We start from the raw sequence: 24,242 nt of genomic DNA on the forward strand, positions 1-24,242 counted from the left end.
GAAAATGCCTAAGCTGAAAACTCATTCCGGTGCGAAGAAGCGCTTCAAACTCACTAAGACCGGCAAGCTCAAGAGAGCCAAAGCCTTCAAGTCCCACATCCTCAACAAGAAGACCACCAAGCGCAAGAGAAGCCTGAGACAGGGTACCTATGCGGACAAGACCAACGTGGGCGCCATCAAGCTGCTGCTTCCCAACCACAAATAAGCGTAAACGGCGCGTATACAGGACAGAAATCAACACCACAAACGGAGGTAACTAGATATGGCTCGTGTAAAGAGAGCGATGATGACCCGCAAGAGAAGAAAAAAGGTACTGAAGCTGGCCAAGGGCTATTTTGGCGCTAAGAGCACCCACTTCAAGATGGCCAAACAGGCTGTCATGAAGTCCGGCAACTATGCCTACATCGGCAGAAAGCAGAAGAAGCGTGATTTCAGAAAGCTCTGGATCACCCGGATCTCTGCTGCCTGCCGTACCAACGGCATGAACTACTCCCAGTTCATGAACGGACTGAAGAAGGCCGGTATCAACCTGAACCGCAAGATGCTTTCTGAGCTGGCTATCAATGATGCCGCTGCGTTCACTGCTCTGGTGGAACAGGCGAAGGCGGCTCTGTAAGTCGTATGTTAACGCCCGCGTCCTGTTGTGATGCGGGCGTTTTTTACATCATCTTCACAGGACAGGAGCTGGAGCCGGAGAGGGGAAAAGGATGGTTTCTTTTTTGCTCTCCCAGTGCTGCAGCAGTGGGAAAGGACGTATGATGGAAAAGATCACCTCACGGGACAATCCCGCTGTGCGCCTCTGCCGCAAGGTGGCCTCCGGCAGCCGGGAGCGGAAAAAAGAGGGACTGCTTTTTGCTGAGGGCCTTCGGCTGTGTCTGGAAGCCAAACGGGCGGGCCTTCGGGTACCGCTGCTGTTGGCGGAGGAAAGCGCCTGGCAGCGCCATGAGGAGGAACTGGCCCCTCTGGCAGCCCAAGCCGGGCGTGCCTGTCTGCTTTCCCCATCAGTGTCAGCCCACATCGCCCAGACGGAGAACAGTCAGGGGATCTACTGCCTGTGTGAGATACCTGTCGCGGTGGAACCGGACTGGGATCAGGGAGGTCGCTTTCTGCTGCTGGACCATCTTCAGGACCCGGGAAACTTGGGCACGATTGTCCGCTGTGCCGAGGCCTTTGGTGTGACGGCGGTGGTTCTTTCTCCCGGTTGTCCGGACCCCTTTTCTCCCAAGGTGCTGCGCAGTACCATGGGCAGCGTCTTTCGCCGTCCTCCTTTCTGCTGCGGGGACCTGCCGGAATTGATTGAAACACTGCGCCGGAAGGGGATGGGAGTATATGCCGCCGCTCTGGATGCCTCCGCTGTTACCCCTGGAGGGATGGAACGTCCTTCCGCCGGTCTGGCAGTGGTGATCGGCAATGAGGGCAATGGTGTTTCGCCCCAGGTGCTGGAAGCCTGTGGGGGCAAGGTGTACATCCCTATGAAGGGGGAGACAGAGTCTCTCAACGCCGCTGTGGCTGCCACAGTGCTGATGTGGGAGATTTCCGGCAAAGAATAGGAGCAGACTGGAAGGGAGGAACGGGGAATGAGCAGTACGCTGGAATGGATGATTTTTCAGCGGATCTTTGGCTACGGCACTACCAGAGGCCAGAAACTGCTGGAGCGCTTCGGTTCTCCGGAACGGCTGTTGGCGGCCTACGTTCCCCAAATGGAGCCGGGTGAGCCCTTCACCAAAACCGAGCTGTCAAAACTGAGTGAGCGCAGCCGCTATGAACAGTGGGCGGAGCGCACCCTGGAGCGGTGCTGGAAGCTGGGTTGCCAGGTGCTGACGCCGGACAGTCCCCAATATCCTGCCCGTCTGCGCAATATTTACAGCTTTCCCGCCGTATTATATGTGTTGGGAGAGCTGGGAGAGATAGACGAACAGCCGGCCATTGCTGTTGTCGGAACCCGGAAATGCACCGATTATGGCCGCCGTGCCGCTGAGGAATTCAGCTGGGAGCTGGCCCGCCGGGGCGTCATCATTGTCAGCGGTCTGGCTCTGGGCATCGATTCCATCAGTCAGGAAGCCGCTCTGAAGGCGGGAGGCCGCACCATTGCGGTACTGGGCAACGGCATCGATACCGTCTATCCCGCTCAGCATCGTCCTCTCCACAGGGCCATCCTGGAGCATGGGGGAGCGGTGGTTTCGGAATATCCCCCACAGGAGGGGGCGCAGCCCTTCTTTTTCCCGCTGCGCAACCGCATTATTTCCGGACTGTCTTTGGGTACCCTGGTGGTGGAGGGGACACGGCACAGCGGTTCGCTCATCACCGCCGGCCACGCCGTCACCCAGAACCGGGATGTATTCGCGGTGCCGGGCAGTATCTATTCTCCCCAGTCCGCCGGACCCAACTGGCTCATCGGTCAGGGGGCGCTGCCGGTGAGCAGCTGGGAGGAAATTCTGGCTCAGTATCCCTGGCTCACCTTTTCCGAGCCAAAGGAGCAGCCTCCGCTGCAAATTTCGTTTGATAATCCCACGCCAAGTGTATATAATGGACAGAAGGGAGCTTCCAGCCGTCCCCAGAAGCAGAAAAAGGCCTGTGGGAGCGAAGCGCCAAAGGGAGGGAAGACAGAAGCCCCTTCCTATCTCACCGAAAACCAGCGCAGGATCTTTGAACTGCTGGGGGAGGAGCCGGTTTCCGCCGACAGGATAGTGGAACAGACCGGTCTGCCTGTTCCGGTGGTTTTGGCGAACCTGACACAGCTGGAGATCTTTGGTCTGGTCAGGACCCATCCCGGCAGACGCTTCAGCCGTTAGGAGGAAGCCTTTGCGGGGAGTCTGCTGAAGAATTTTGTTTTTTCAGCAGGAGCAGACTTGCATATCTTAGTTTATAGGTAGGTTATGAAATGTCAAAACTTGTGATCGTTGAGTCGCCGGCCAAGGCGAACACCATCAAAAAATATCTGGGCAGCGGTTATGAGGTAATGGCCTCCATGGGCCATGTCCGGGATTTGCCCAAAAGCAAGCTGGGTGTGGATGTGGAGAACCACTTCCAACCTAAATACGAGCCCATCAAGGGTAAAGAGGATTTGATCAAAAAGCTGAAATCCGCCGCCAAAAAGAGTGAGACGGTCTATCTGGCCACCGACCCTGACCGGGAAGGAGAGGCGATTTCCTGGCATTTGGCGGAGATCCTGGGGGTGGATACCAACCAGCCCAACCGGGTCACCTTCAATGAGATCACCCGTACCGGTGTTAAAAATGGTATGGATCATCCCCGGAAGCTGGATATGCAGCTGGTGGATGCCCAGCAGGCCCGCCGTGTGCTGGACCGGATCGTGGGCTATAAGATCAGTCCCTTCCTGTGGAAAAAGATCCGTCCCCGTCTTTCCGCCGGACGGGTGCAATCTGTGGCAGTGCGGATGATCGTGGACCGGGAAGAAGAGATCCGGGCCTTCAAGCCGGAGGAATACTGGTCCATCGACGCCATGCTTTCCCGCACCGAGGGCAAACGGGAGGAAAAGAAGCCTTTTCCCGCCAAGTACTACGGCGCGGATGGCAAGAAGCAGGAGATCAAGACCCAGGAGCAGGCGGAAGCCATTCTGGCGGAGATCAAAGATACCCCATTCACTGTTTCCAATATCAAAAAGGGTGTGCGGAAGAAATCTCCCGCTCCGCCCTTTATCACCTCCACGCTCCAGCAGGATGCTTCCCGCCGTCTGAGCTATCAGGCCAAGCGGACCATGAAGGTGGCCCAGGAGCTGTATGAAGGTGTGGAGATCGACGGCCTGGGAGCGGTGGGTCTGATCACTTATATGAGAACCGACTCTCTGCGCATTTCCGATGAGGCGCTGGCGGAGGCGGATAAGTACATCCGCGCTACCTATGGAGAGGCCTACGCGCTGTCCAAGCCCCGGGTGTTCAAAACCAAGAAGAACGCCCAGGATGCCCATGAAGCCATCCGTCCCACCATGATCGAGCTGGCCCCGGAGAAGGTGAAGGCCAACCTGACAACAGAGCAGTATAAGCTGTATAAGCTCATCTGGGAACGGTTTATTGCCAGTCAGATGGCAAACGCCCTGCTGGATACTGTTTCTGTGGATATTTCCGCCGGAAAACACCTGTTCAAGGCATCAGGATTCAATGTAAAGTTTGATGGCTTTACAGTCCTTTATACCGAAACCACCGACAGCAATGAGGAGGGCGGCGGCCGTCTGCCCACCCTCACTGAGGAAGAGCAGCTGGCTGTGAATGAGCTGAAACCCAACCAGCATTTTACCCAGCCCCCACCCCGGTACACCGAGGCTTCCCTTATTAAGGAGCTGGAAGAAAACGGTATCGGACGCCCCAGTACCTATGCCACAACCCTGTCCACCATCCAGACCAGAGGTTATGTGGAGCGGGAGCAGAAGGCCCTCAAGCCCACCGCCCTGGGTGAAGTGACCACCAAGCTGATGGAGGAGCAGTTCCCCAAGATCGTGGATGCCGCCTTTACCGCCGATATGGAGAGCAAGCTGGACCAGGTGGAGGACGGCGAAGTGGACTGGGAGAAGATGATGGAAGATTTCTACCAGGACTTTGACGCCACCCTCCAGCAGGCAGAGAAGAATATGGACGGTACCCGGATGAAGGTGCCGGATGAGGAGACCGACGTGGTCTGCGAGCTATGCGGCCGGAAAATGGTCATCAAGCATGGCCGCTTCGGCAAATTCCTGGCTTGTCCCGGTTTCCCCGAGTGCCGCAACACCAAGAAGCTGGTACAGGAGACACCCGGTACCTGCCCTGTCTGCGGCAAGCGGGTGCTGGCCAAAAAGTCCAAGGCAGGCAGAGGCTATTATGGCTGCGAGGATAACCCCAAGTGCGGCTTTATGACCTGGGATACCCCCCTGGCGGATAAATGCCCCAAGTGCGGCTCCACCCTGTTCCGTACCACAGGCAAAATGAAAAAGGTCCACTGCCTCAAGGAAGGCTGCGGCTATGAAAAGGGAGCGGACGAGGAATGAAGCAGGTGATGGTCATCGGCGGCGGTCTTGCCGGCTGTGAGGCTGCATGGGCTTTGGCAAACAGCGGTATTCCGGTGCTGCTCAAGGAAATGAAGCCTCAGCGGTACAGCCCCGCCCACAAAAACCCCGGCCTGGGGGAGCTGGTCTGCTCCAATTCCCTCAAGGCCACCCGGCTGATTTCCGCCGCAGGGCTGCTGAAAGAAGAGATGCGTCTGATGGGTTCCCTGGTGCTTGCCTGCGCCGGGGAAACTGCTGTTTCCGCCGGAGGAGCGTTGGCGGTGGACCGGGAGAAGTTTTCCGCTTTGATGACGGAGAAAATCATGGCCCATCCCCTCATCACCGTGGAGCGGGAAGAGGTGACGGAGCTGCCGGCGGAGGACCCGGTAATCGTGGCCACCGGCCCCCTCACTTCCCAGGCCCTTTCTGATGCCATCGGCAAGCTGTGCGGGGAGCGGTATCTCAGCTTTTATGACGCTTCGGCGCCCATTGTCACTTATGAATCTTTGGACCATGAAAAGACCTTTTTTGCCACCCGGTATGAGCGGGGAGATGCGGATTACATCAACTGTCCTTTCACTCAGGAGGAATATGAGCGCTTTTACGAAGCTCTTATTACCGCCAAAACGGTGGAATTAAAACCCTTTGAGTGGGAATATTTTAAGGTGTACGAAGGCTGCATGCCCATTGAGGTAATGGCCAAAAGGGGAAAAGATACCATCCGCTTCGGCCCCATGCGCCCGGTGGGCATCAAGGACCCCCGCACCGGCAAACGCCCCTGGGCCAATCTCCAGCTGCGGCGGGAGAACAACGAGGGGACCCTTTATAATATCGTGGGCTTCCAGACCAATCTCCTGTTCCCGGAACAGAAGCGGGTGTTTTCCATGATCCCCGGCCTGGAGCACGCGGAGTTTGCCCGGTATGGAGTGATGCACCGGAACACGTTTCTGGATTCTCCCCGGCTGCTGGATGGCACCTTCCGGTTAAAGGAGCGGCCCGGACTGCGCTTTGCGGGACAGATCACCGGTGTGGAAGGATACATCGAATCGGCGGTCAGCGGTATTGTGGCAGGCCGGAGCCTGGCGGTGGAGCTGCGGGGCGGACAGGCCCCTGTACCTCCGGCGGAAACCATGACCGGCGCCCTGTGCCGGTATATCAGCAACCCGGGCGTGGTGGATTTTCAGCCCATGGGCAGCAATATGGGTATCCTGCCGGCTTTGCCGGAGCACATCCGAAGCAAGGAGCAGCGGTATCAGGCGCTGGCGCAGCGGGCTCTGGAACAAATGAAGGAATACTGTGAACAAACGGCTCTGTAATGGGCTTTGCGGGAAGGAAGTTGTGGAGCGATGAAGATCATTGTAGACGCTTTCGGCGGGGATCATGCCCCGGTGGAAATCATAAAGGGCTGCCGTCAGGCCATCGATGAGCTGGGGGTGGAGATCATCCTCACCGGCGATGAGGAAAAGATCAAGGCTGCGGCTCAGGAAAATCAGGTGGACCTCAAGGGGATGGAGATCGTCCATGCTCCCGGCGTCATGCCGGTGGAGGAGGAACCAACTAAGCTTCTGAAACAATACAGTGATTCCTCCATGTGCAAGGGATTCCAGCTGCTGGCGGATGGCTCCGGCGACGCCTTTGTAAGCGCCGGAAGCACCGGAGCGCTGGTGGTGGGAGCGTCCCTGATCGTCAAGCGGATCAAGGGCATCAAACGGGCCATGATCGGCACCGTCATCCCCAGCCAGACCGGCTGCTATATGCTGGCGGATTCCGGAGCCAATTCCGAGTGCCGCCCCGAGATGCTCCGTCAGTTCGCCATGATGGGCTCCATCTATATGAACCGGGTCTACGGGGTGGAGAAGCCCCGGGTGGGTCTGGTGAATATCGGCACCGAGGACAGCAAGGGCACCGATCTTCAGGTGGAAACCAACCGCCTGCTTCGGGACAGCCACCTCAACTACATCGGCAATATCGAGCCCCGGGAGATCCCTCTGGGCGGCTGTGATGTGGCGGTGTGCGACGGCTTCACTGGCAATGTGCTGCTGAAGATGGTGGAAGGCATGGGTAAGATGTTCCAGAACGAGCTGAAGGGCATCTTTCTGACCAACTTTGCCACCAAGCTGGGAGCGGTGCTGGTAAGCGGCCAGCTGAAGGAATTCAAGAAAAAGTTTGATTATAAGGAACATGGCGGCGCTATGCTCATGGGCGCCCGGAAACCGGTGATCAAAGCTCACGGCTCTTCCGACGCCAAGGCCATCAAGAACGCCATCCGTCAGGCCAAGCGGTGCTGCGACGGCAACATCATCAAGGGCATTGAGGAAGGTCTGGCGGTGATGGAAGCCGCTCAGTCCGAGGCGGCCCCTGATTCCCGGCAGGACTGATAAAGGAGGAACATCCGTGTCACTGGAAGAACGCATCCAATATACTTTTAAGAATCCCCAATATCTGCGGCGGGCACTGACCCATTCCTCCTACTCCAACGAATCCCGGGAAAAACCGGAGAGCAACGAGCGGATGGAATTTCTGGGGGACGCCATTTTGTCCCTGGCGGTGTCGGACTATATTTTCCACCGCTATCATTTGGATGAAGGGGATCTGACCCGAATCCGGGCGGGGATCGTCTGTGAAAAATCCCTGTTCCGCTTCGCCCAGGAGATCAAGCTGGGAGAGGAACTGCTGCTGGGTAAGGGTGAGGAGCAGATGGGGGGCCGCAACCGGGCTTCCATCGTCTCCGACGCCTTTGAGGCTCTTATCTGCGCCATTTACCTGGACGGCGGATTTGAGCCTGCCCGGGAGTTTATTCTCCGCTTTGCCACAGAGGAGCTGGAGCGGAGCACCCGCCACGCCTTTGTAGATTATAAAACCATGCTCCAGGAGATCATCCAGCAAAACCCGGAGGAGAAGGTTACCTACGTCCTGGTGGGGGAAGAAGGACCGGACCACGACAAGCATTTTGAGGTGGAGGTCCGTCTCAACAGCAACGTCATCGGCAGAGGCGCTTCTCACAGCAAGAAAGGCGCCGAACAGCTGGCGGCCAAGGAAGCCCTGGAGCTGATGGGCGAACTGAAAGGCTGACCGTGGCGGGGAATATTCCGATCTTTGTTCCCCATGAGGGATGTCCCCAGCAGTGCAGCTTCTGCAACCAGCGAACCATCTCCGGCAGCGGCGGCATGCCCACACCTGAGGAAGCGGCGGCGTTGTGTGGGGAGGCGCTGGCACATCTTCCGGTACGGGTGGGAAAGGTGGAAATCGCCTTTTTCGGCGGCAGCTTCACCGCCATCCCCAGAGAGCGGATGGTAGGGCTTTTGAAAGGGGTGCAGTCCTTTCGGGCGCATCCCAGGGTGAAGGGCATCCGGATTTCCACCCGTCCTGATGCAGTGGATGGGGAGATTCTGGATCTGCTGGAGCATTATGGTGTCACGGCCATTGAGTTGGGCGCCCAAAGCATGGATGACCGGGTGCTGGAACTGAACCGGCGGGGACATGACAGCGCTTCAGTGGTCAGAGCGTCCCGTCTCATCCGGTCCCGGGGCTTTTCCCTGGGGCTGCAGATGATGACCGGCCTTTACGGCAGCAGCCGGGAAAAGGACCTGGAAACAGGCCGTGCCCTGGCGAAACTGGAGCCGGACACCATGCGGATCTATCCTACGGTGGTCCTTTCCGGTACCCAGCTGGAAGAGGAAATGCTGGCGGGACGGTATCATCCGCCGGGGGTGGAGGAGACTGTTCCCCTCTGCGCCGATCTGCTGGAGCTGTTTGAACAGCGGGGAATCCAGGTAATACGCCTGGGGCTCCAGACCTCGGAGCTCCTGGAAAGCCAGGCGGTGGGAGGCTGTTTCCACCCGGCATTGGGGGAGCTTTGTCAGAATGAGCGATACTTCCGCCGGTTGCTGGCGGAAGCGGAGGCGCTGGGAGAAAAACGGCTGCTGTTGCGGGTTTCCCGGCGAAAGGCGTCCCAGGTGCTGGGACAAAAGCGGCGAAATATCCGCCGGCTGGAACAGGCGGGTTGCCGGATTACGGTAGAGGTGGCGGATCAGCTGCTGGATTATACTTTGGAAGTGGAGGCACACCATTGAAATTAAGGGCCATTGAATTACAGGGCTTCAAGTCTTTTGCCGACCGGACGAAGCTGACCTTTGAGGACGGCATCACCGCCGTGGTGGGCCCCAACGGCAGCGGTAAAAGCAACGTCAGCGACGCGGTCAAATGGGTGTTTGGCGAGCAGTCCAGCAAATCCCTCCGGGGAGCCAAGATGGAGGACGTTATCTTTGGAGGCACGCAAAACCGGAAGCCTCAGGGCTATGCCTGGGTGTCCATTACCATCGATAACAGGGACCGGACCATTGAGGTGGACAATGACGAGGTGATCATCACCCGAAAGCTGTACCGCAGCGGCGAAAGCGAGTACCTGATCAACGGCAGTCCGGTGCGCCTGCGGGATATCCATGAAATTTTTATGGACACCGGCTTGGGCCGTGACGGTTACTCCATCATCGAGCAGGGCAAGATCGCTGAGATCGTCAGCGCCAAAAGTACCCAGCGGCGGGAGATTTTTGAGGAAGCCGCCGGTATTTCCAAGTTCCGCTACCGCAAGGGAGAGGCGGAGCGTCGTCTGGAGCAGGCGGAGGAAAATCTGGTGCGTCTGCGGGACATTATGGGAGAGCTGGAAGGGCGGGTGGCCCCGCTGAAGGCCCAGTCCGACAAGGCCCAGCAGTTTCTGGTGCTGGCCCAGGAGAAGAAGTCCCTGGAGATTTCCCTGTGGCTGGAAAAGATGGACAAGCTGCGGGAGCAGCTGCGGGAGCTGGAGGATAAGCTGCTGATCGCGAAGCGGGACCGGGCCTCCGCTCAAAGCCGTCTGGATGAGATCGAAGCCAAGCTGGAGGAGAACACCAGCCGTCAACAGGACTGCACCATTTATATGGACCGCAAGCGGACTGAGATCAAGGAGCTGGAGGAGCGTCTGGCCAATGCCCGTACTGATATCGCCGTTAAGGAGAATGATATCGTACATAACGACGCCTCCATCCAAAGCATCCGGCAGGAGCTGGAAAGCAGCGCCGCCACCGCCGACCAGATGGAGCAGCAGCTGGCAGCCCGGGAAGAGGAGCTGTCTGAGCGGCGCCGCCAGCTGACAGCGGAGAAGGAAGGTCTGGAGCAGCTGCGGGAGACTGCCCGTCAGCAGCGGGAGCAGATCCAGCTTTTCGCCAAGCGCATTGAGGCGCTGGAACTTCAGCGTACCCAGATGCAGGAGGAGATCGCACGGGCGCGGGTTTCCAGCGAGACAGCGGCTACTCTGGCTCAGGAGACTTTGGCCCGGTTGGAGGTGCTCCGCAGTCAGTCTCAGGAAAAGGACGAGGGGCTGCTGCGTCTGCGTCAGGAGCAGCAGGAAAACAAGCAGTTCATGGAGGAGCTCCAGGAGCGTATCCAGGGGCTGCACAACACCCGCAGCGGCTATGAATATAAGCTTTCCGGCAAAAAGGAAAAGATCGCCCAGCTGGAAGCCCGCCAGCGGAGCCTGGAAAAGGCCGCCGGGGAGAAGCTTCAGCGTGCCCAGGTTCTTACCGACATGGAAAGGAACATGGAAGGCTTTTCCGGCAGTGTGAAAATGGTGATGAAAGCCGCCGGTTCCGGCGCTCTGCGGGGAGTGGAAGGCCCTCTTTCCTCCCTTATTCAGGTGGACCAGCAATATGCCACCGCCATTGAGATCGCCATGGGAGCCGCCATGCAGAACATTGTGGTGGCGGACGAGAGTGTGGCCAAACGGGCCATCTCCCTGCTGGTGGAGCGGAAGGGCGGACGGGCCACCTTCCTGCCGGTGAGCACCATCCGGGGCAATCAGTTGAAAGAGCCTGCTTTGGAGACAAAGGAGGGCTATATTGATGTAGCGGCCCGGCTGGTCCGGTGCAAGGACCGGTACCGGTCCATTGTGGACTGGGTGCTGGGACGGATCATTATCGCGGAGGATCTGGATGCTGCCATCGCCATCGGAAAGGCTTCCGGCAGCCGTTACCGGGTAGTCACCCTGGACGGCCAGGTGGTCAACGCAGGCGGTTCTCTCACCGGTGGTTCGGTGGGGCGCAGCGGCAGCATCCTCAGCCGGAAAAACGAGATCGACAGCCTCACCGCCGAAGCCAAGGAGATCACCGCCCAGTCCGATGAGCTGGAGCAGCAGCTGGCAGCGGCCCGTAAGGAAATCGCTTCCATTGAGGCTCTGCTGGCCGGTGTGGACGGGGAAGCCCGCACCGCAGGAGAAGACCTGATTCAGGCATCAGCAGAGGACAAGCGCCTGTCCATGAGCATCTCCGAGGCGGAGGAGCGGGGCAAGCAGGCGGCAAAGGAGTTTGACCAGCTGACTGCCCGGATGGAGACCCTTAAGGAACAGGGGGTCAGCTCCGGAGATCTGGTGCGCCAGATGGAGCAGAGCCGGGATCAGCTGACGGCGCAGCTGACTGAAACTCAGGGTGAGCGGGATGCTCTGGTCCGGGGTCAGGAGGAGACTGGCGAGAAGATTACCACCGGTCAGGTGCGTCTGGCGGAGCTGGAAAAAGACTGTCAGATGGCGCAGAATGCTTTGGATACTCTGCGTCAGCAGAAGGAAGGCAGCGCCGCCAGAAAAGAGGAGCTGACAGAGCGCCGTCAGAGCTTGGAGGAGGCAAACGCCCATATCCGGGAGGAGATCGCCTCTATTCAGGCTATGACCGGGGATGGTCAGCGGCTCATCGAGGAAAAGAACCAGGAGATCCAGCGAAAGCTGACCGAACAGCAGCAGTATGAGGGACAGGCTACTGTCCTGCGCCAGGAGGAGCGGGATGCCACCGTCCAGCGGGAAGCAGCGGCGGGAGAGCAGGGAAGGCTGGAGGAGCGGAGCCGCTCTGTTTCCGCCGATCACGATGCTCTGGCCTCCAAGCTGTGGGATGAGTATGAGCTGACCCGCAGCGAGGCGGCGGATCAGGCCATTCCCCTGGAGGACAGCGCCGCCGCCCAGCGGAGGTTGGGAGAGCTGCGGGGCCGCATCAAGGCTTTGGGCAGCGTCAACCTCTCCGCCATTGAGGAGTATAAGGAAATCGCTCAGCGGTATGAGTTTATGAAAGAACAGATCGGAGATGTGGAGCGGTCCAAGGCGGAGCTGACCCGGATGATCACCGAGCTGGCAGCTCAGATGACCATGATTTTCCGGGATAAGTTCGCGGCAATCAACCGCAATTTCGGCCAGATCTTCGAGGAGCTGTTCGGCGGCGGCAAGGGCGAGCTGAAGCTGACCGATCCCACCGACGCCCTGGAAAGCGGCATCGATATTTTTGTGCAGCCCCCGGGCAAGATCATCAAGAACCTTTCCGCCCTCTCCGGTGGTGAGCAGGCGTTTATCGCTATCTGTATCTATTTTGCCATCCTCAAGGTAAGTCCCGCGCCTTTTGTTCTCATTGATGAGATCGAAGCGGCTCTGGACGACGTCAATGTGGGTAAGTTCGCCGCCTATCTCCGGCGGATGACCGACCGGACCCAGTTTATCGCCATCACCCACCGCCGTGGCACCATGGAGGAAGCGGATGTCCTCTACGGTGTTACCATGGAGGAGGAAGGCGTCTCCAAGCTGCTGAGGCTGAATATCAGCGAGCTGGAGCAGAAGCTGAACCTGAAACTATAAGGAAGAAGGAGCGGACCAATGGGATTTCTGAGTTTTCTGACCAAAGGGCTGAAAAAAACACGGAACAATCTGTCCATGCAGATCGACAGCTTTTCCGGCAAGATCACTGAGGAGACCCTGGAGGAGCTGGAGGAAATCCTCATCCTCTCGGATGTCAGCGTGGCCACCGCCGGGAAGATCTGCTCCATGCTGGGAGCAAAACTGAAAAAGAAGGAGATCCGCTCCGATAATCTCCGCAGTCACCTGCGGGATGTGATCGTGGAGATCCTTTCCCCGGACGAGGAACTGGACCTGAGCGGCAAGCCGGCGGTGATCCTCATGGTGGGGGTCAACGGCGTGGGCAAAACCACCACCATCGGCAAGCTGACCCACTATTTGCAGCAGCAGGGCAAGACGGTGCTTATGGGCGCCGCCGACACCTTCCGGGCAGCCGCCGGGGAGCAGCTGGAGATCTGGGCCCAGCGGTGCGGCTGTCAGATCGTGCGTCACGCGGAAGGGGCTGACCCGGCAGCGGTGGTGTTTGACACCATTTCCGCCGGTAAGGCCCGTGGCGTGGACGTGATCCTCTGCGATACCGCCGGACGGCTCCATAACAAGAAAAACCTCATGGATGAGCTGGAGAAGATGGGGCGGGTCATCGCCCGGGAAGCCCCGGACAGTTCCAAGGAGGTGCTGCTGGTGCTGGATGCCACCACCGGTCAGAACGGTCTGAATCAGGCAAAGTTGTTTGCTCAGGCCTGCGGCGTCACCGGCATCGTCCTGACCAAGCTGGACGGTACCGCCAAGGGCGGCGTGGTCATTTCCATCCGGGATCAGCTGGGCCTTCCCATCAAGTTTGTGGGTGTGGGGGAGCAGATGGACGACCTCAAGCCCTTCTCCGCCTGGGATTATGCCACGGCGCTGCTGTTTGAGGAGGGAGAGGGATGAAGATCATCATCGCTACCCGCAACGCGCACAAGCTGCGGGAATTTGACCGGATTCTGGCGCCCCTGGGTTATGAGGTGGTCAGCCAGGAGGAAGTCTGCCCCGGTATTGAGGTGGAGGAGGACGGCGTCACCTTTGCTGAGAACGCGGAAAAAAAGGCCCGGGCTATTTTTGAGCGGACCGGTCTGCCCACCGTGGCGGATGATTCCGGACTGTGTGTGGACGCACTGAATGGCGCTCCTGGTGTATGGTCCGCCCGTTATGCCGGGGAGGGCCATGACGATGCCGCCAACAACCGCAAGCTGCTCCGGGAGCTGGAAGGAGTACCTATGCAGCGGCGGACAGCCCGTTTTGTCAGCGCTATCTGCTGTGTGCTGTCCCCGGAAGAGGTCATCCATTGCCAGGGAACCTGCGAGGGCCATATCGCCTTTGCCCTGCAGGGGGACAACGGCTTCGGCTATGATCCGTTGTTCCTGGTGGGGGAGGAGAGTTTCGCTCAGCTGGACGGGGAGCGGAAGGATGCCGTCAGCCACCGGGGCAACGCCCTGCGTCAGTTCAGCCGTTTGATGGAGGAGCGGCACCGGAAGTAAAAATGATCCAACAGCTCCGGCATCATGGCCGGAAGCTTGAATTTTAGAATTTGATCAAAAAGGAGAAATCAATTTGCTTACATCCAAACAGCGGGCGAAGCTGCGCAGCCTCGCCAATACGATGGAAACTATTTTGCAGATCGGCAAGGGAGGCATCAATGATCAGCTGATCAAGCAGGTGGATGATGCCCTCACTGCCCGGGAGCTGATCAAGCTCCATGTTCTGGAAACCGCTCCCGAGACCCCCAGAGAGGCTATGGGCGTACTGACCGAAGCTACTAATTCTGAGCCGGTCCAGGTGATCGGCCGCCGTCTGGTGCTGTACCGGCGCAATGAGAAGGAGCCTGTGATCCAGCTGGATTAAAAAGCGGGTTCTGAAGAAATTGTGGAAAATGAGTGGGAAGACTGAAAATGATGGCTCACAGGCCGGCAGTCTTCAGGGAGGGAAAGGAATTTCATGGCGTCCATTGTTGTATATGGAGGCAGCTTCAATCCGATCCATAACGGACATCTGGGGATCTGCCGTTGGGCCAAGGAGCGTTTTGGCGCGGACCGGGTATTGCTGGTTCCGGCGGCATATCCGCCTCATAAGCTGGCGCCGGATCTGGCGCCGGGAGAGGATCGGGCTGCTATGTGCCGTCTGGCGGCGGAGGGCTTGCCCTGGCTGTCGGTAGAGGATTTTGAACTGAACCGGGGAGGAAAAAGCTATACGGTAGACACCATGACCTACCTGAGGGAAAAATATCCCCATGACCGGCTGCTGCTGATGATGGGTACCGATATGTTTCTCACCTTCCGTGAGTGGCGGCAGTGGCAGGAGATTGGTGGGATGGCCGAGCTTTTGGTGGCATCCAGACAGGAAGATGATTTGGACGCCCTTCGGCGGCAGCAGAAGACACTGGAGGAGGAAGGAATCCATTCCATTCTCATGGAAAATCCCGTGGAGGAGCTTTCTTCCACCGAAGTGCGGCAGCAGCTGCGGGATACCAGAAAAAGCGACCGGGTTCCTCCCACAGTTCTCTCCTACATTCAGGACCATGAGCTGTACCGCGCTCCCTATGATCTGGAACAGCTGCGGGCGCTGGTTCGTCCTTTGCTCAGCGATTACCGCTTCCACCATACCCTGTGTGTGGAACAGCAGGCGGCCCATCTGGCCCAGCTGTATGGCTGTGACCCCAATCTGGCGGCAGCGGGCGGTATTTTACATGATGTTTGCAAGAACATGGACAAGGATGTTTTATTGCAAATGGTGTTGGAGTCTGGTATAATAAATGAAATCCAGTTCCGGCAGCAGCCTCAGCTGCTTCACAGCTACGCGGGGGCTCTGTATATCCAGAAGCAGTGGGGCATCACCGATCAGCGTCTGGTGGGCGCGGTGCGGTACCATACCACTGCCAGGAAAGGGATGACGCTGCTGGAGCGGATTGTCTATCTGGCGGACCTCACCTCGTCTGACCGGCACTATCCTGATGTGGAAGAAATGCGGCAGCGGGCGGAGCGGTCCCTGGAGGATGGCGTTTACGGCGCTTTGCAGTTTATTGTGGCGGACCTGGCGGGAAGGGGAGAACTCATCTGCCGGGATACCATAGAAGCTTATAATGAATATTGCCTAAAAAAGCGTAATGGAGGATTTCAATGAATTTAACCCCTGAAGAACTTATGCGGGAAATCGTTACTGTTCTGGACCGGAAAAAGGCGCTGGATATCACCGCGCTGAAGATCAAGGATCTGTCCACCATCGGGGATTATTTTGTCATCTCTTCCGGCAGCAGCAACACCCAGGTGAAGGCACTGGCGGAAGAGGTGGAGGATCACCTGTCCAAGATGGGCCTGGAGCCCAAGCGGGTGGAGGGTTATCAGTCCGCGCTGTGGATTCTGATGGATTACTATGATGTGGTGGTCCACATCTTTTATAAGGAGACCCGGGAGTTTTACAGCATCGAGCGGTTGTGGTCCGATGCTCCCCGCATTGATATCGACGATCTGCTGACCGCCGATTAAGGTTGTTTTTGAGCGTCCCGCCGCTGCGCGGATCAAAAGAAGTATAAACACAAAAGGGTGGTATACGTTGAAGTACGATTTTAAGGAAATCGAAGCAAAATGGCAAAAACGTTGGGACGACGAGCAGTGCTTCGCCGCCTCCAACGATTATTCCAAGCCCAAGTATTACGCACTGGTGGAGTTCCCGTATCCTTCCGGTCAGGGACTTCATGTGGGCCATCCCCGGTCCTATACCGCGCTGGATATCGTGGCCAGAAAGCGCCGTCTGGAAGGCTATAATGTTCTGTATCCCATGGGATGGGATGCTTTCGGCCTGCCTACCGAAAACTTTGCCATTAAAAATCATATTCATCCTGAAATCGTCACCGAGAAGAATGTGGCGCACTTCAAGGAGCAGCTGAAGAGCCTGGGCCTTTCCTTTGACTGGAGCCGGGAGATCAACACCACGGACCCCAATTATTATAAATGGACCCAGTGGATCTTCCTGCAGCTTTTCAAGAAGGGCCTGGCGTATAAAAAGGAGATGTCCGTCAACTGGTGCACCTCCTGCAAATGCGTGCTGGCCAATGAAGAGGTAGTCAACGGTGTTTGTGAGCGGTGCGGCAGCGAAGTGGTTCACAAGGTCAAGAGCCAGTGGATGCTCCGCATCACCGAGTATGCCCAGCGTCTCATCGATGACCTGGGTCTGGTGGACTACATCGACCGGGTCAAGACCTCCCAGATCAACTGGATCGGCCGCTCCACCGGCGCCGAGGTGAATTTCGGCACCACCGCCGGGGATCTTCTGACAGTTTATACCACCCGTCCCGATACCCTGTACGGCGCCACCTATATGGTTATTTCTCCGGAGCATCCTTATATTGAGAAGTGGGCTGACCGCATCGGCAATATGGATGCGGTGCGGGCTTATCAGGAGGCTTCCGCCAAGAAGTCTGATTTTGAGCGCACCGAAGTGGCCAAGGACAAGACCGGCGTACAGCTGGAAGGGGTCCGGGGCATCAACCCTGTCACCGGAAAAGAGATTCCCATCTTTATTTCCGACTATGTCCTGATGACCTACGGCACCGGAGCCATTATGGCTGTTCCCGCCCATGATACCAGAGACTGGGAGTTTGCCAAGAAATTCGGCCTGCCCATCATCGAAGTGGTCAAGGGCGGCAATGTGGAGGAAGCGGCCTTTACCGATTGTGAGACCGGCGTGATGGTCAATTCCGGCATCCTGGACGGCCTGACTGTGGAGGAAGCCAAAAAGAAGATCATCCAGTGGCTGGAGGAAAACGGCAAGGGTCATCCCAAGGTCAACTATAAGCTGAGAGACTGGGTGTTCTCCCGTCAGCGTTACTGGGGTGAGCCCATTCCTGTGATTTACTGCGAGAAGTGCGGTTATGTGCCGCTGGATGAGAGCGAGCTGCCCCTGCGTCTGCCGGAGGTCCAGAGCTACGAGCCCACCGACAACGGCGAATCCCCCCTGGCCCATCTGGATGATTGGGTGAATGTGGAGTGTCCTCACTGCCACGGCCCCGCCAAGCGGGAAACGGACACCATGCCTCAGTGGGCCGGTTCCTCCTGGTACTTCATGCGGTACTGCGATCCCCACAACGACAAGGCTTTGGCCTCCAGAGAAGCGCTGGATTACTGGCTGCCGGTGGATTGGTACAACGGCGGTATGGAGCACACCACTCTGCACCTACTCTATTCCAGGTTCTGGCACAAGTTCCTGTATGATATCGGCGTGGTGGGAACGCCCGAGCCTTATAAGAAGCGTACCAGCCACGGCATGATCCTGGGTGAGAACGGCGAGAAGATGTCCAAATCCCGGGGCAACGTGGTCAATCCCGACGCGGTCATCGACCAGTACGGCGCGGACACCATGCGTCTGTATGAGATGTTCATCGGCGACTTTGAAAAGACCGCTCCCTGGAAGACCTCTTCCATCAAGGGCTGCAAGCGCTTTTTGGAGCGTGTTTGCGGACTGTTTGATGTGATGACCGATGAGGAAGGCTATTCCAAGGAACTGGAGAGCTCTTTCCACAAGACCATCAAAAAGGTTTCCGAGGATATCGAGAACCTGAAGTTCAATACCGCCATCGCGGCGCTCATGTCCCTGCTCAATGAGATCAGCGACAAGGGAAGCATCACCAGAGGGGAAATGGCTACCTTTATCACCCTGCTCAATCCCTTCGCCCCTCACCTGACCGAGGAGCTCAATGAGCGGATGGGCAACACCACATTGCTCACCTATATGACCTGGCCTCAGTATGATCCCGCCAAGTGTGTGGATGAGCAGGTGGAAATTGTCGTACAGATCTGCGGCAAGATCAAGGCTCGTCTGATGGTTTCTCCCGACGCTTCCCAGGAGGAAGTGAAGGCTGCTGCTATGGAGAACGAGGCTGTCCGCCAAGCCCTGGAAGGCAAGAGCGTGGTCAAGGAAATTTACGTCAAGGGCAAGCTGCTGAACATTGTAGCCAAATAATATCCGGGATTTTTTGTTCCTGTTTGGGAATATCTCGCTAAAAGTCAATAGAAATTTGCATAAATCAAGAAAAAACAGCAAAGCGCATAAATAAAAAGCGCCCCTGTTGGGCGTTTTCACAACAAAATAACATGGCAAGCCAGCCGGATGGGTAAATCTCATCCGGCTGCTTTTCTTATTCCCCGTCAAGCGGACAGGAGCTCTTTTTCAAAGAGCGTGGCCGCCGATTGCCACCCCAGCAGCTTGCGGGGGTAGTTGTTCACCCACCTCTCTGCCGCCCTCACCTCCTCCGGCTTTACGGTGTCAAAGCTGGTGCCCTTGGGGAAAAACCGTCTAATCAGTCTGTTCATGTTCTCATTGGACCCCCGCTCAAAGGCGCTGTATGGGTGGCAGAAAAACACAATGGTCCGCTTGCCCTTGCGCCGGTGGGCGGCCTCGATGCCCTCGAAGTCTTGAAACTCACAGCCATTGTCCACCGTGATGCTCTTGAACAGCTTATAGAACAGCTTGCCAAAACGGCGCTCCAGGCTGTTGATGGCCTTGACTACGCTGGCCGCCGTGTGGTCCTCCAGCAGCATCACAATGCCCATACGGGTCCGGCGCTCGGTGAGGACCAGGAGGGTCTTTTTGGAGCCCTTGCACCCCATGATACTGTCCATTTCCCAATGCCCAAAACTGCCCCGGCCCTTGACCTCCTGGGGGCGGTTTTCAATGCTCTTGCCGTTGGAGCTCCGGGCGGCCTGCCGCTTGCTCTTGGCGGCGTAGTGGCGGCGGCCCTTGTTGTGCAGGTGCTCCGGGGTGAGGTGGAGGAACACATCCCCACGGTAGATGTAATTATAGAGCGTGTTCTCACATATCACGGTGTCATAGACTTCCCCGTTGTTTCGGATTTCCGCAAGGGCGGCTCCGGGGGCAAAGCCCTGGACCATGACCAGCTCCTCCAGCCGCCGGGCCAGGGCGTGGTCCTTGCCAATCTTGAGGTCCCGGCCCTTGTCCTTGAGAAAGTCCCTGTATGACCCCGTTGATGGTGTCGATGAGGCGTAAACTGTCAGGCCGGAAATTTATTTCCTTGTAACAATATTTAGGCATTTTATGCGCCTCCCTTTTAATCCTTGGTGAAGTAGTAGCCCACCCAGCCAGCAGCTTTGAGGGGCAGATCAGGTGCCCAGGGCACCGGCTCCCCCATGATGGAGCAGACGGTGGAAAGCATGGTGTCCTCATCTGCAAAGGGGGCCACATCAATGACCACCTCATCATGCACATGGAACACCACCGGGAGCCCGGCGGCCTCCAGCCGGTCAATGGATGCGGCCAGGCAGTCCCGGGCGATGGCCTGCACGCAGTTCTCCACCAGCTTGCCGCCGTAGGTTTCGATGCGTTTCCACCGCTTGGTTTTCTGGTCCATGCCCATGTAGGAGATGGAGGGCCGCCCCCATTCGTTCTGGCCAATGCTGGGGTTGATGTAGTAGAGCTTGCGCCCGGATGGGAGCAGGATGGTGAGGCAGTCGGTGCCGTTGTCATAGTCATACTCACGGGCCAGCAGCAGGCCATTGACGCCCACGCTGCCGCCCTCCGTGATGACCTGGACGGCGGCATTGTCCATGGAATACCAGAGGTCACGGATGCGCTTGTTGGCCTCTCTCCAGCGGCTCACGATGTCCGGCAGCTCCTCCTCAGTGAGCCCCATGTCCAGGGCTCCCATGGTGATGAGGGCCCCGGTGCTGCCCTGGTAGCCCAGGGCCAGCTCAGCCACCTTGCCCTTTTGCCGGAGCGCATACTCTGGGTTTCCTTTTTTGATGAGCTCCAGAGGCACGCCGAACATCTGAGAGGCAGAGGCCTCATAGATTTTGCCGTGAGTGCGGAACACCTCCAGCCGCCATTGTTCACCGGCCAGCCAGGAGATGACACGGGCCTCAATGGCTGAAAAGTCAGCATCAATGAGGACATGCCCCTCCGGGGCCACAAAGGCCGTGCGGATGAGCTGGCTGAGGGTGTCAGGCACGCTGCCATAGATGAGCCGCAGGGCGTCCAGCTTGCGGGTCTTGACCAGCTCACGGGCCAGGTCCAGCGGCTCCGTGTAGGTCCGGGGCAGGTTTTGCACCTGCACCAGCCGCCCGGCCCAGCGGCCCGTCCGGTTTGCTCCATAGAATTGGAGCAGCCCCCGGACCCGGCCATCCTCGCAGACGGCGGCCTCTATGGCGTCATACTTTTTGGTGGAGGTCTTGCCCAGCTCTTGCCGGATTTCCAACATGCGGCTCACCTGGGCGCTGTTATTGTCACGGCCCAGCAGGCGGGCCACGGTGTCCTTTCTCAGATCGGCCAGCTCCTCACCAATCTCCTCCTGGAGCCATGCGGAGAGCTGGGCCACGCTGTTGGGGTTGGACAGGCCGGAGAGCCGCACGGCCTCCGCTGTGAGGTTTTGGCGCACGGTGTCACCCAGGTATAGGGCCCCGGTGACCAGCTCCAGGTCAACGGCCACGCCCCGGGCGTTGATGATGAGGTCCGTTTCCCATTGTTTCTGCACCCAGTCCGGGGGCATAAACGCTGAGAGCCGCCGCTCAATCTCCATTTCCGTGACCACATCCTGCTTGCAATACTCTTTGAAAAGCTCCCATTTTGCGGGGTCGTGCTGGGGCAGGTTGCGGGTCCTCTGGCCGTTGGCCTTTGTGGGCTTGCAGGGTATGCAGAAATAGCGGATGAGGGCCTTGCCGGTGTTGAGCTTTTGCTTGTCCTGGGGGAGCCCCAGGGCCTTGCCAGTGGCATCCAGGCCTGCCGTGTAGCCGCAGTAGAGGCCATGGAACATGGTGCAGCGCCATTGGTTGGGGGGCAGGGTGCCCATATACTTTGAGAGGCAGCCCCACTCAAAGGGGGCGTTGTAGGCGTGCTTGATATACTCCGGGCTGGTGATAGCCTGGACCAGCCACGGGGGGAGCCGCTCCCCCCGTGCCAGGTCGATGATTTCAACAGGCGCACCATCCAGGCCGAACGCAAAGAGCAGGATTTCAAAGTCCGGGCTCTGGATGTACTTCTGGGCACCGGCCTTTGCCAGCGGCACGCTGGAGTAGGTTTCAAGGTCAATGCTGAGATGGTGCATGAGTGGGCCTCCTTACATGGGCTGACCAGTGATGGGGTTGATGCCGTTGCCGCCGTTCCAGGGCGGCGTGTTGGTGGGGATGGCCCCAGCGTGGCCGGTGTACGGGGTGCCGGGTACGGGAGCAGCAGGGGCCGCCACAGGGGAGGCACCGATGCCCGCAAAGTCAGAGGCGGCAGATGCCTGGCCGCTCAGGGGCTCCCCGTCACGGGTCTTGAGGACATTGCCCAGACCACAGCCCACGCCCTTGTTTCCGCTGTTGGAGTAGCCGAAAAAGCGGATGGTCACACGGCCATACATGCCGCTGTAAATGTCGGAGGGGGCCAGCTCACAGTTGATGTTGTCGATGCCCACCACCTGGGGCTTGTTCTTGGTGCTGGCGGTGATGACCCAGTGGCCCTTGCACTCATCGCCAAAGGGCACGCCGGATTTCCGCACGCCGTCCCCATCCCAGACAGGGATAGCCATGATGGGGGGCCGGGCACCGTTCCACACCTTGGTCAAGGCCTCCTGAGCGGCGGCGTTGATGGCGGCATCAATATCTGCCTTGGTGGCCGTGTCCGTCTTGGGGATGAGCAGGGTGACGGAATACTTGGGCTCACCGCCCTGCTGGGCGGCCCGGGGGGTGGTCAGGTTGCAGTAGGAGAGGCGCACCTCTCCGGTCAGCACTTTCATGGGGTCATTCTGATACATAGTCCTTGATCTCCTTTTCTTAATTCATTGGGTGTTTCGTATCACGGGCATCTGCCCAGATAGACTGGATTTTCGCCCAGCGGTCATGCCGGGCCTTGGCGGCCCTGACCTTGCGGGTCAGGCGCTTGTTGTTCTTGGTTATCTCCGCCACTTCCTTTTTGGGGAGATAGCTCTTGAGGTATGTGGTGCTGCGGTAGTTATCCACATACTCTTGAGAGGCCAGTTTCCAGGCCTGTTTGCTCTCCTCCACAATGTTCTCCAGATAGGCGGTCAGCCGTTCAACGGCCTCAGCGTTGGCCCAGGTGTCAGAGAGGATGAGCTTGATGAGCTTTCGGATGTTCGTGACAGGCAGGTCCAGCAGCCGGTCCATGTAGATGTCCGCATGGAATGTGTCCGCCTGCATGGAGATGAGTGTGTCTGGGTCCGTAAACATGGGGCAGCTTTCACAGCGGTCCCGGTCAGGGATGGCGGAAATGTAGCTCCTGGGCTCCGCCACCTTGTAGCTCACCGCTTTCTTGCAGCAGGGAGCCACCGGGTAAACCGGGTCATGGTCTTTGAGGTCCGCAGGAGTGAATGGGTGGAGCCTTGGCCGGGCGTGGGCGCAGGTGTTATATTTAAGCATCGGATGCCACCCCAGCAAAATCAGCAGCGGCGGGGGCATAGGCCTCCCGCTTGTCAGAGGCCGGGGCAAGGGTGGGCTTGCCCAGGGGCTTGGTCACAAAGCTACCAATCTTCTCCGCAAATTCTTTTTTGCCCATGAGTTTCTCCAGCTCAGAGAGCGTCTTGGGCTTACGGTCATAGACCAGGGCCTCATCATATCCAGCGGCAATGACGGCCTGGATGGCGGCGTCCTGGTCGGTAAAGGTCCGATTGCTCCGGCCCGCCACCAGTTTCCAGCCAGGGATTTCCTTGCCGTTTTTCAAAGCCTCCGTGGCGTATTCCTCCAGGTCTTTGTACCATTGGACAAGGTGAGCCCCACGCTCCAGCAGATCGCCAATCTCAGCATCCGTGAGGAGCGGGGGCGGCGTGCCGTTTACCACCCCACCGGCAGCAACATGGGCCTCCGCCTTTTCTTCCCATGCTCCGGCAGGCACACAGTCCTTGAAGTCCTCCAGGGCGGTGTTGACATTGGCACGGGCCCGGCATTGGGCCTTGCCACGGCAAAAGCGGCAATGGTCACCGGGAACAAACTCACCCAGACCGGAAAAGGCCCGCTGGGCGATGGGCTTGATACTCTCGCCCCAGGCCCTCAGCTCCTCCACGGTGATTTCATCCGTGGTGTAGCTGTCCAGCCGGGGTTGGTCAATGGTCATGCGGACCCGCTTGATGGTGTCACCGAACACGGCGGCATAGCGCCTGAGCGCTCCCAGGGCGTAAAGTTTCATTTGCGGGTTGCCCACGGCGGAAACCGGGACGCCCTTGCCGTGCTTGTAGTCGGTGATGCTCAGCAGATCGCCGCCGATGATGCAGCAGTCACAGGTGCCAAAGCCCTCCGGCACATAGTCCGAAAAGTCCACCCGGACCTCCACGGCCACGGTGGGGGCGCTGTCATAGTCCATGACCTGCTCCGTGATGTGCTCCAGGTAGAGGTCCGTGGTCTTGTCCATCTCCGGGTCATAGAGGGGGTTTTTCTTGAGCTTATTGAGCCGGGTGTTGTAGGTCCGGGTGCTCATGGGGGTGCATTTCTTGAGGACCTTGAGCTCACCAATGGCGTGGGCCAGGCGGCCCTCCTCCGCATACTCGCTGGTGTTCTCCGGCAGCCCCTCCTCAAAGCGGGGGGCCGCCGTACACTTGAGCCAGCGGGAGGCGGAGGAGGCAGAAAGCAAAGCGTGTTTCTCAGGAGGCATGGGGCA

20 protein-coding genes and 1 pseudogene are annotated in these 24,242 nt (G+C 58.4%); 16 read left to right on the forward strand and 5 right to left on the reverse strand.

What is annotated here, in order from left to right; translation table 11 throughout:
• Positions 1-4: 4 nt before the first annotated feature.
• From rpmI to leuS, 16 genes are all read left to right on the forward strand, one after another.
• Positions 5-205, forward strand: coding sequence for a 50S ribosomal protein L35 (gene rpmI, locus BQ5383_RS15420; protein WP_071433438.1), 201 nt, complete (start codon positions 5-7; stop codon positions 203-205).
• A 57-nt stretch (positions 206-262) separates the two neighbouring features.
• Entirely contained in the window at positions 263-616 is a 354-nt protein-coding gene (gene rplT, locus BQ5383_RS15425; RefSeq protein WP_071433440.1) for a 50S ribosomal protein L20, read from the forward strand.
• A 139-nt stretch (positions 617-755) separates the two neighbouring features.
• Entirely contained in the window at positions 756-1,550 is a 795-nt protein-coding gene (locus BQ5383_RS15430) for a TrmH family RNA methyltransferase (protein ID WP_172724647.1), read from the forward strand.
• A gap of 27 nt (positions 1,551-1,577) precedes the next feature.
• Entirely contained in the window at positions 1,578-2,792 is a 1,215-nt protein-coding gene (gene dprA / locus BQ5383_RS15435) for a DNA-processing protein DprA (RefSeq protein WP_071433442.1), read from the forward strand.
• Positions 2,793-2,881: 89 nt separating this feature from the next.
• On the forward strand, positions 2,882-4,978 hold the full coding sequence (gene topA / locus BQ5383_RS15440) for a type I DNA topoisomerase (protein WP_071433443.1): 2,097 nt from the start codon (positions 2,882-2,884) through the stop codon (positions 4,976-4,978).
• Complete coding sequence (trmFO, locus tag BQ5383_RS15445; protein WP_071433445.1) at positions 4,975-6,291, forward strand: methylenetetrahydrofolate--tRNA-(uracil(54)-C(5))-methyltransferase (FADH(2)-oxidizing) TrmFO; 1,317 nt, start codon at positions 4,975-4,977, stop codon at positions 6,289-6,291. Before topA ends, trmFO begins: the two co-directional genes overlap by 4 nt.
• 30 nt (positions 6,292-6,321) lie before the next feature.
• Positions 6,322-7,353, forward strand: coding sequence for a phosphate acyltransferase PlsX (gene plsX / locus BQ5383_RS15450; RefSeq protein ID WP_071433447.1), 1,032 nt, complete (start codon positions 6,322-6,324; stop codon positions 7,351-7,353).
• A 16-nt stretch (positions 7,354-7,369) separates the two neighbouring features.
• Entirely contained in the window at positions 7,370-8,047 is a 678-nt protein-coding gene (gene rnc / locus BQ5383_RS15455; protein ID WP_235821998.1) for a ribonuclease III, read from the forward strand.
• Positions 8,048-8,049: 2 nt separating this feature from the next.
• Entirely contained in the window at positions 8,050-9,048 is a 999-nt protein-coding gene (locus BQ5383_RS20850; RefSeq protein WP_071433451.1) for an elongator complex protein 3, read from the forward strand.
• Positions 9,045-12,617, forward strand: coding sequence for a chromosome segregation protein SMC (smc, locus tag BQ5383_RS15465; RefSeq protein WP_071433453.1), 3,573 nt, complete (start codon positions 9,045-9,047; stop codon positions 12,615-12,617). The genes BQ5383_RS20850 and smc overlap by 4 nt, the downstream gene beginning before the upstream one ends.
• Positions 12,618-12,635: 18 nt before the next feature.
• Complete coding sequence (ftsY, locus tag BQ5383_RS15470; protein WP_071433455.1) at positions 12,636-13,544, forward strand: signal recognition particle-docking protein FtsY; 909 nt, start codon at positions 12,636-12,638, stop codon at positions 13,542-13,544.
• Complete coding sequence (gene rdgB / locus BQ5383_RS15475) at positions 13,541-14,131, forward strand: RdgB/HAM1 family non-canonical purine NTP pyrophosphatase (RefSeq protein WP_071433457.1); 591 nt, start codon at positions 13,541-13,543, stop codon at positions 14,129-14,131. The genes ftsY and rdgB overlap by 4 nt, the downstream gene beginning before the upstream one ends.
• A gap of 73 nt (positions 14,132-14,204) precedes the next feature.
• Positions 14,205-14,495, forward strand: a complete 291-nt coding sequence (gene yhbY / locus BQ5383_RS15480) for a ribosome assembly RNA-binding protein YhbY (RefSeq protein WP_071433459.1) — start codon at positions 14,205-14,207, stop codon at positions 14,493-14,495.
• Between the two features lie 93 nt (positions 14,496-14,588).
• The gene (gene nadD / locus BQ5383_RS15485) at positions 14,589-15,770 is read left to right on the forward strand and encodes a nicotinate (nicotinamide) nucleotide adenylyltransferase (protein ID WP_071433461.1); all 1,182 of its coding nucleotides are present in this window, start codon (positions 14,589-14,591) and stop codon (positions 15,768-15,770) included.
• Entirely contained in the window at positions 15,767-16,132 is a 366-nt protein-coding gene (gene rsfS / locus BQ5383_RS15490) for a ribosome silencing factor (protein WP_071433463.1), read from the forward strand. Before nadD ends, rsfS begins: the two co-directional genes overlap by 4 nt.
• Before the next feature lie 67 nt (positions 16,133-16,199).
• The gene (gene leuS / locus BQ5383_RS15495; RefSeq protein ID WP_071433464.1) at positions 16,200-18,605 is read left to right on the forward strand and encodes a leucine--tRNA ligase; all 2,406 of its coding nucleotides are present in this window, start codon (positions 16,200-16,202) and stop codon (positions 18,603-18,605) included.
• A gap of 185 nt (positions 18,606-18,790) precedes the next feature.
• Here the strand turns inward: leuS and BQ5383_RS15500 are convergent.
• The 5 genes and pseudogenes from BQ5383_RS15500 to BQ5383_RS15520 all read right to left on the reverse strand — a co-directional run.
• Positions 18,791-19,618, reverse strand: a pseudogene (locus BQ5383_RS15500) (IS30 family transposase); the annotation flags it as partial.
• Positions 19,619-19,710: 92 nt separating this feature from the next.
• Positions 19,711-21,699, reverse strand: coding sequence for a DNA polymerase (locus BQ5383_RS15505; RefSeq protein ID WP_071433468.1), 1,989 nt, complete (start codon positions 21,697-21,699; stop codon positions 19,711-19,713).
• Positions 21,700-21,711: 12 nt separating this feature from the next.
• The gene (locus BQ5383_RS15510) at positions 21,712-22,389 is read right to left on the reverse strand and encodes a DUF2815 family protein (RefSeq protein WP_071433470.1); all 678 of its coding nucleotides are present in this window, start codon (positions 22,387-22,389) and stop codon (positions 21,712-21,714) included.
• A 19-nt stretch (positions 22,390-22,408) separates the two neighbouring features.
• The gene (locus BQ5383_RS15515) at positions 22,409-23,011 is read right to left on the reverse strand and encodes a hypothetical protein (protein ID WP_071433472.1); all 603 of its coding nucleotides are present in this window, start codon (positions 23,009-23,011) and stop codon (positions 22,409-22,411) included.
• Positions 23,004-24,236 (reverse strand): DUF2800 domain-containing protein, encoded by a 1,233-nt coding sequence (locus BQ5383_RS15520; protein ID WP_071433474.1) that lies wholly within the window; start codon positions 24,234-24,236, stop codon positions 23,004-23,006. Before BQ5383_RS15520 ends, BQ5383_RS15515 begins: the two co-directional genes overlap by 8 nt.
• Positions 24,237-24,242: the final 6 nt, after the last annotated feature.

Source organism: Angelakisella massiliensis (assembly GCF_900104675.1).
GTDB classification, from domain to species: domain Bacteria; phylum Bacillota; class Clostridia; order Oscillospirales; family Ruminococcaceae; genus Angelakisella; species Angelakisella massiliensis.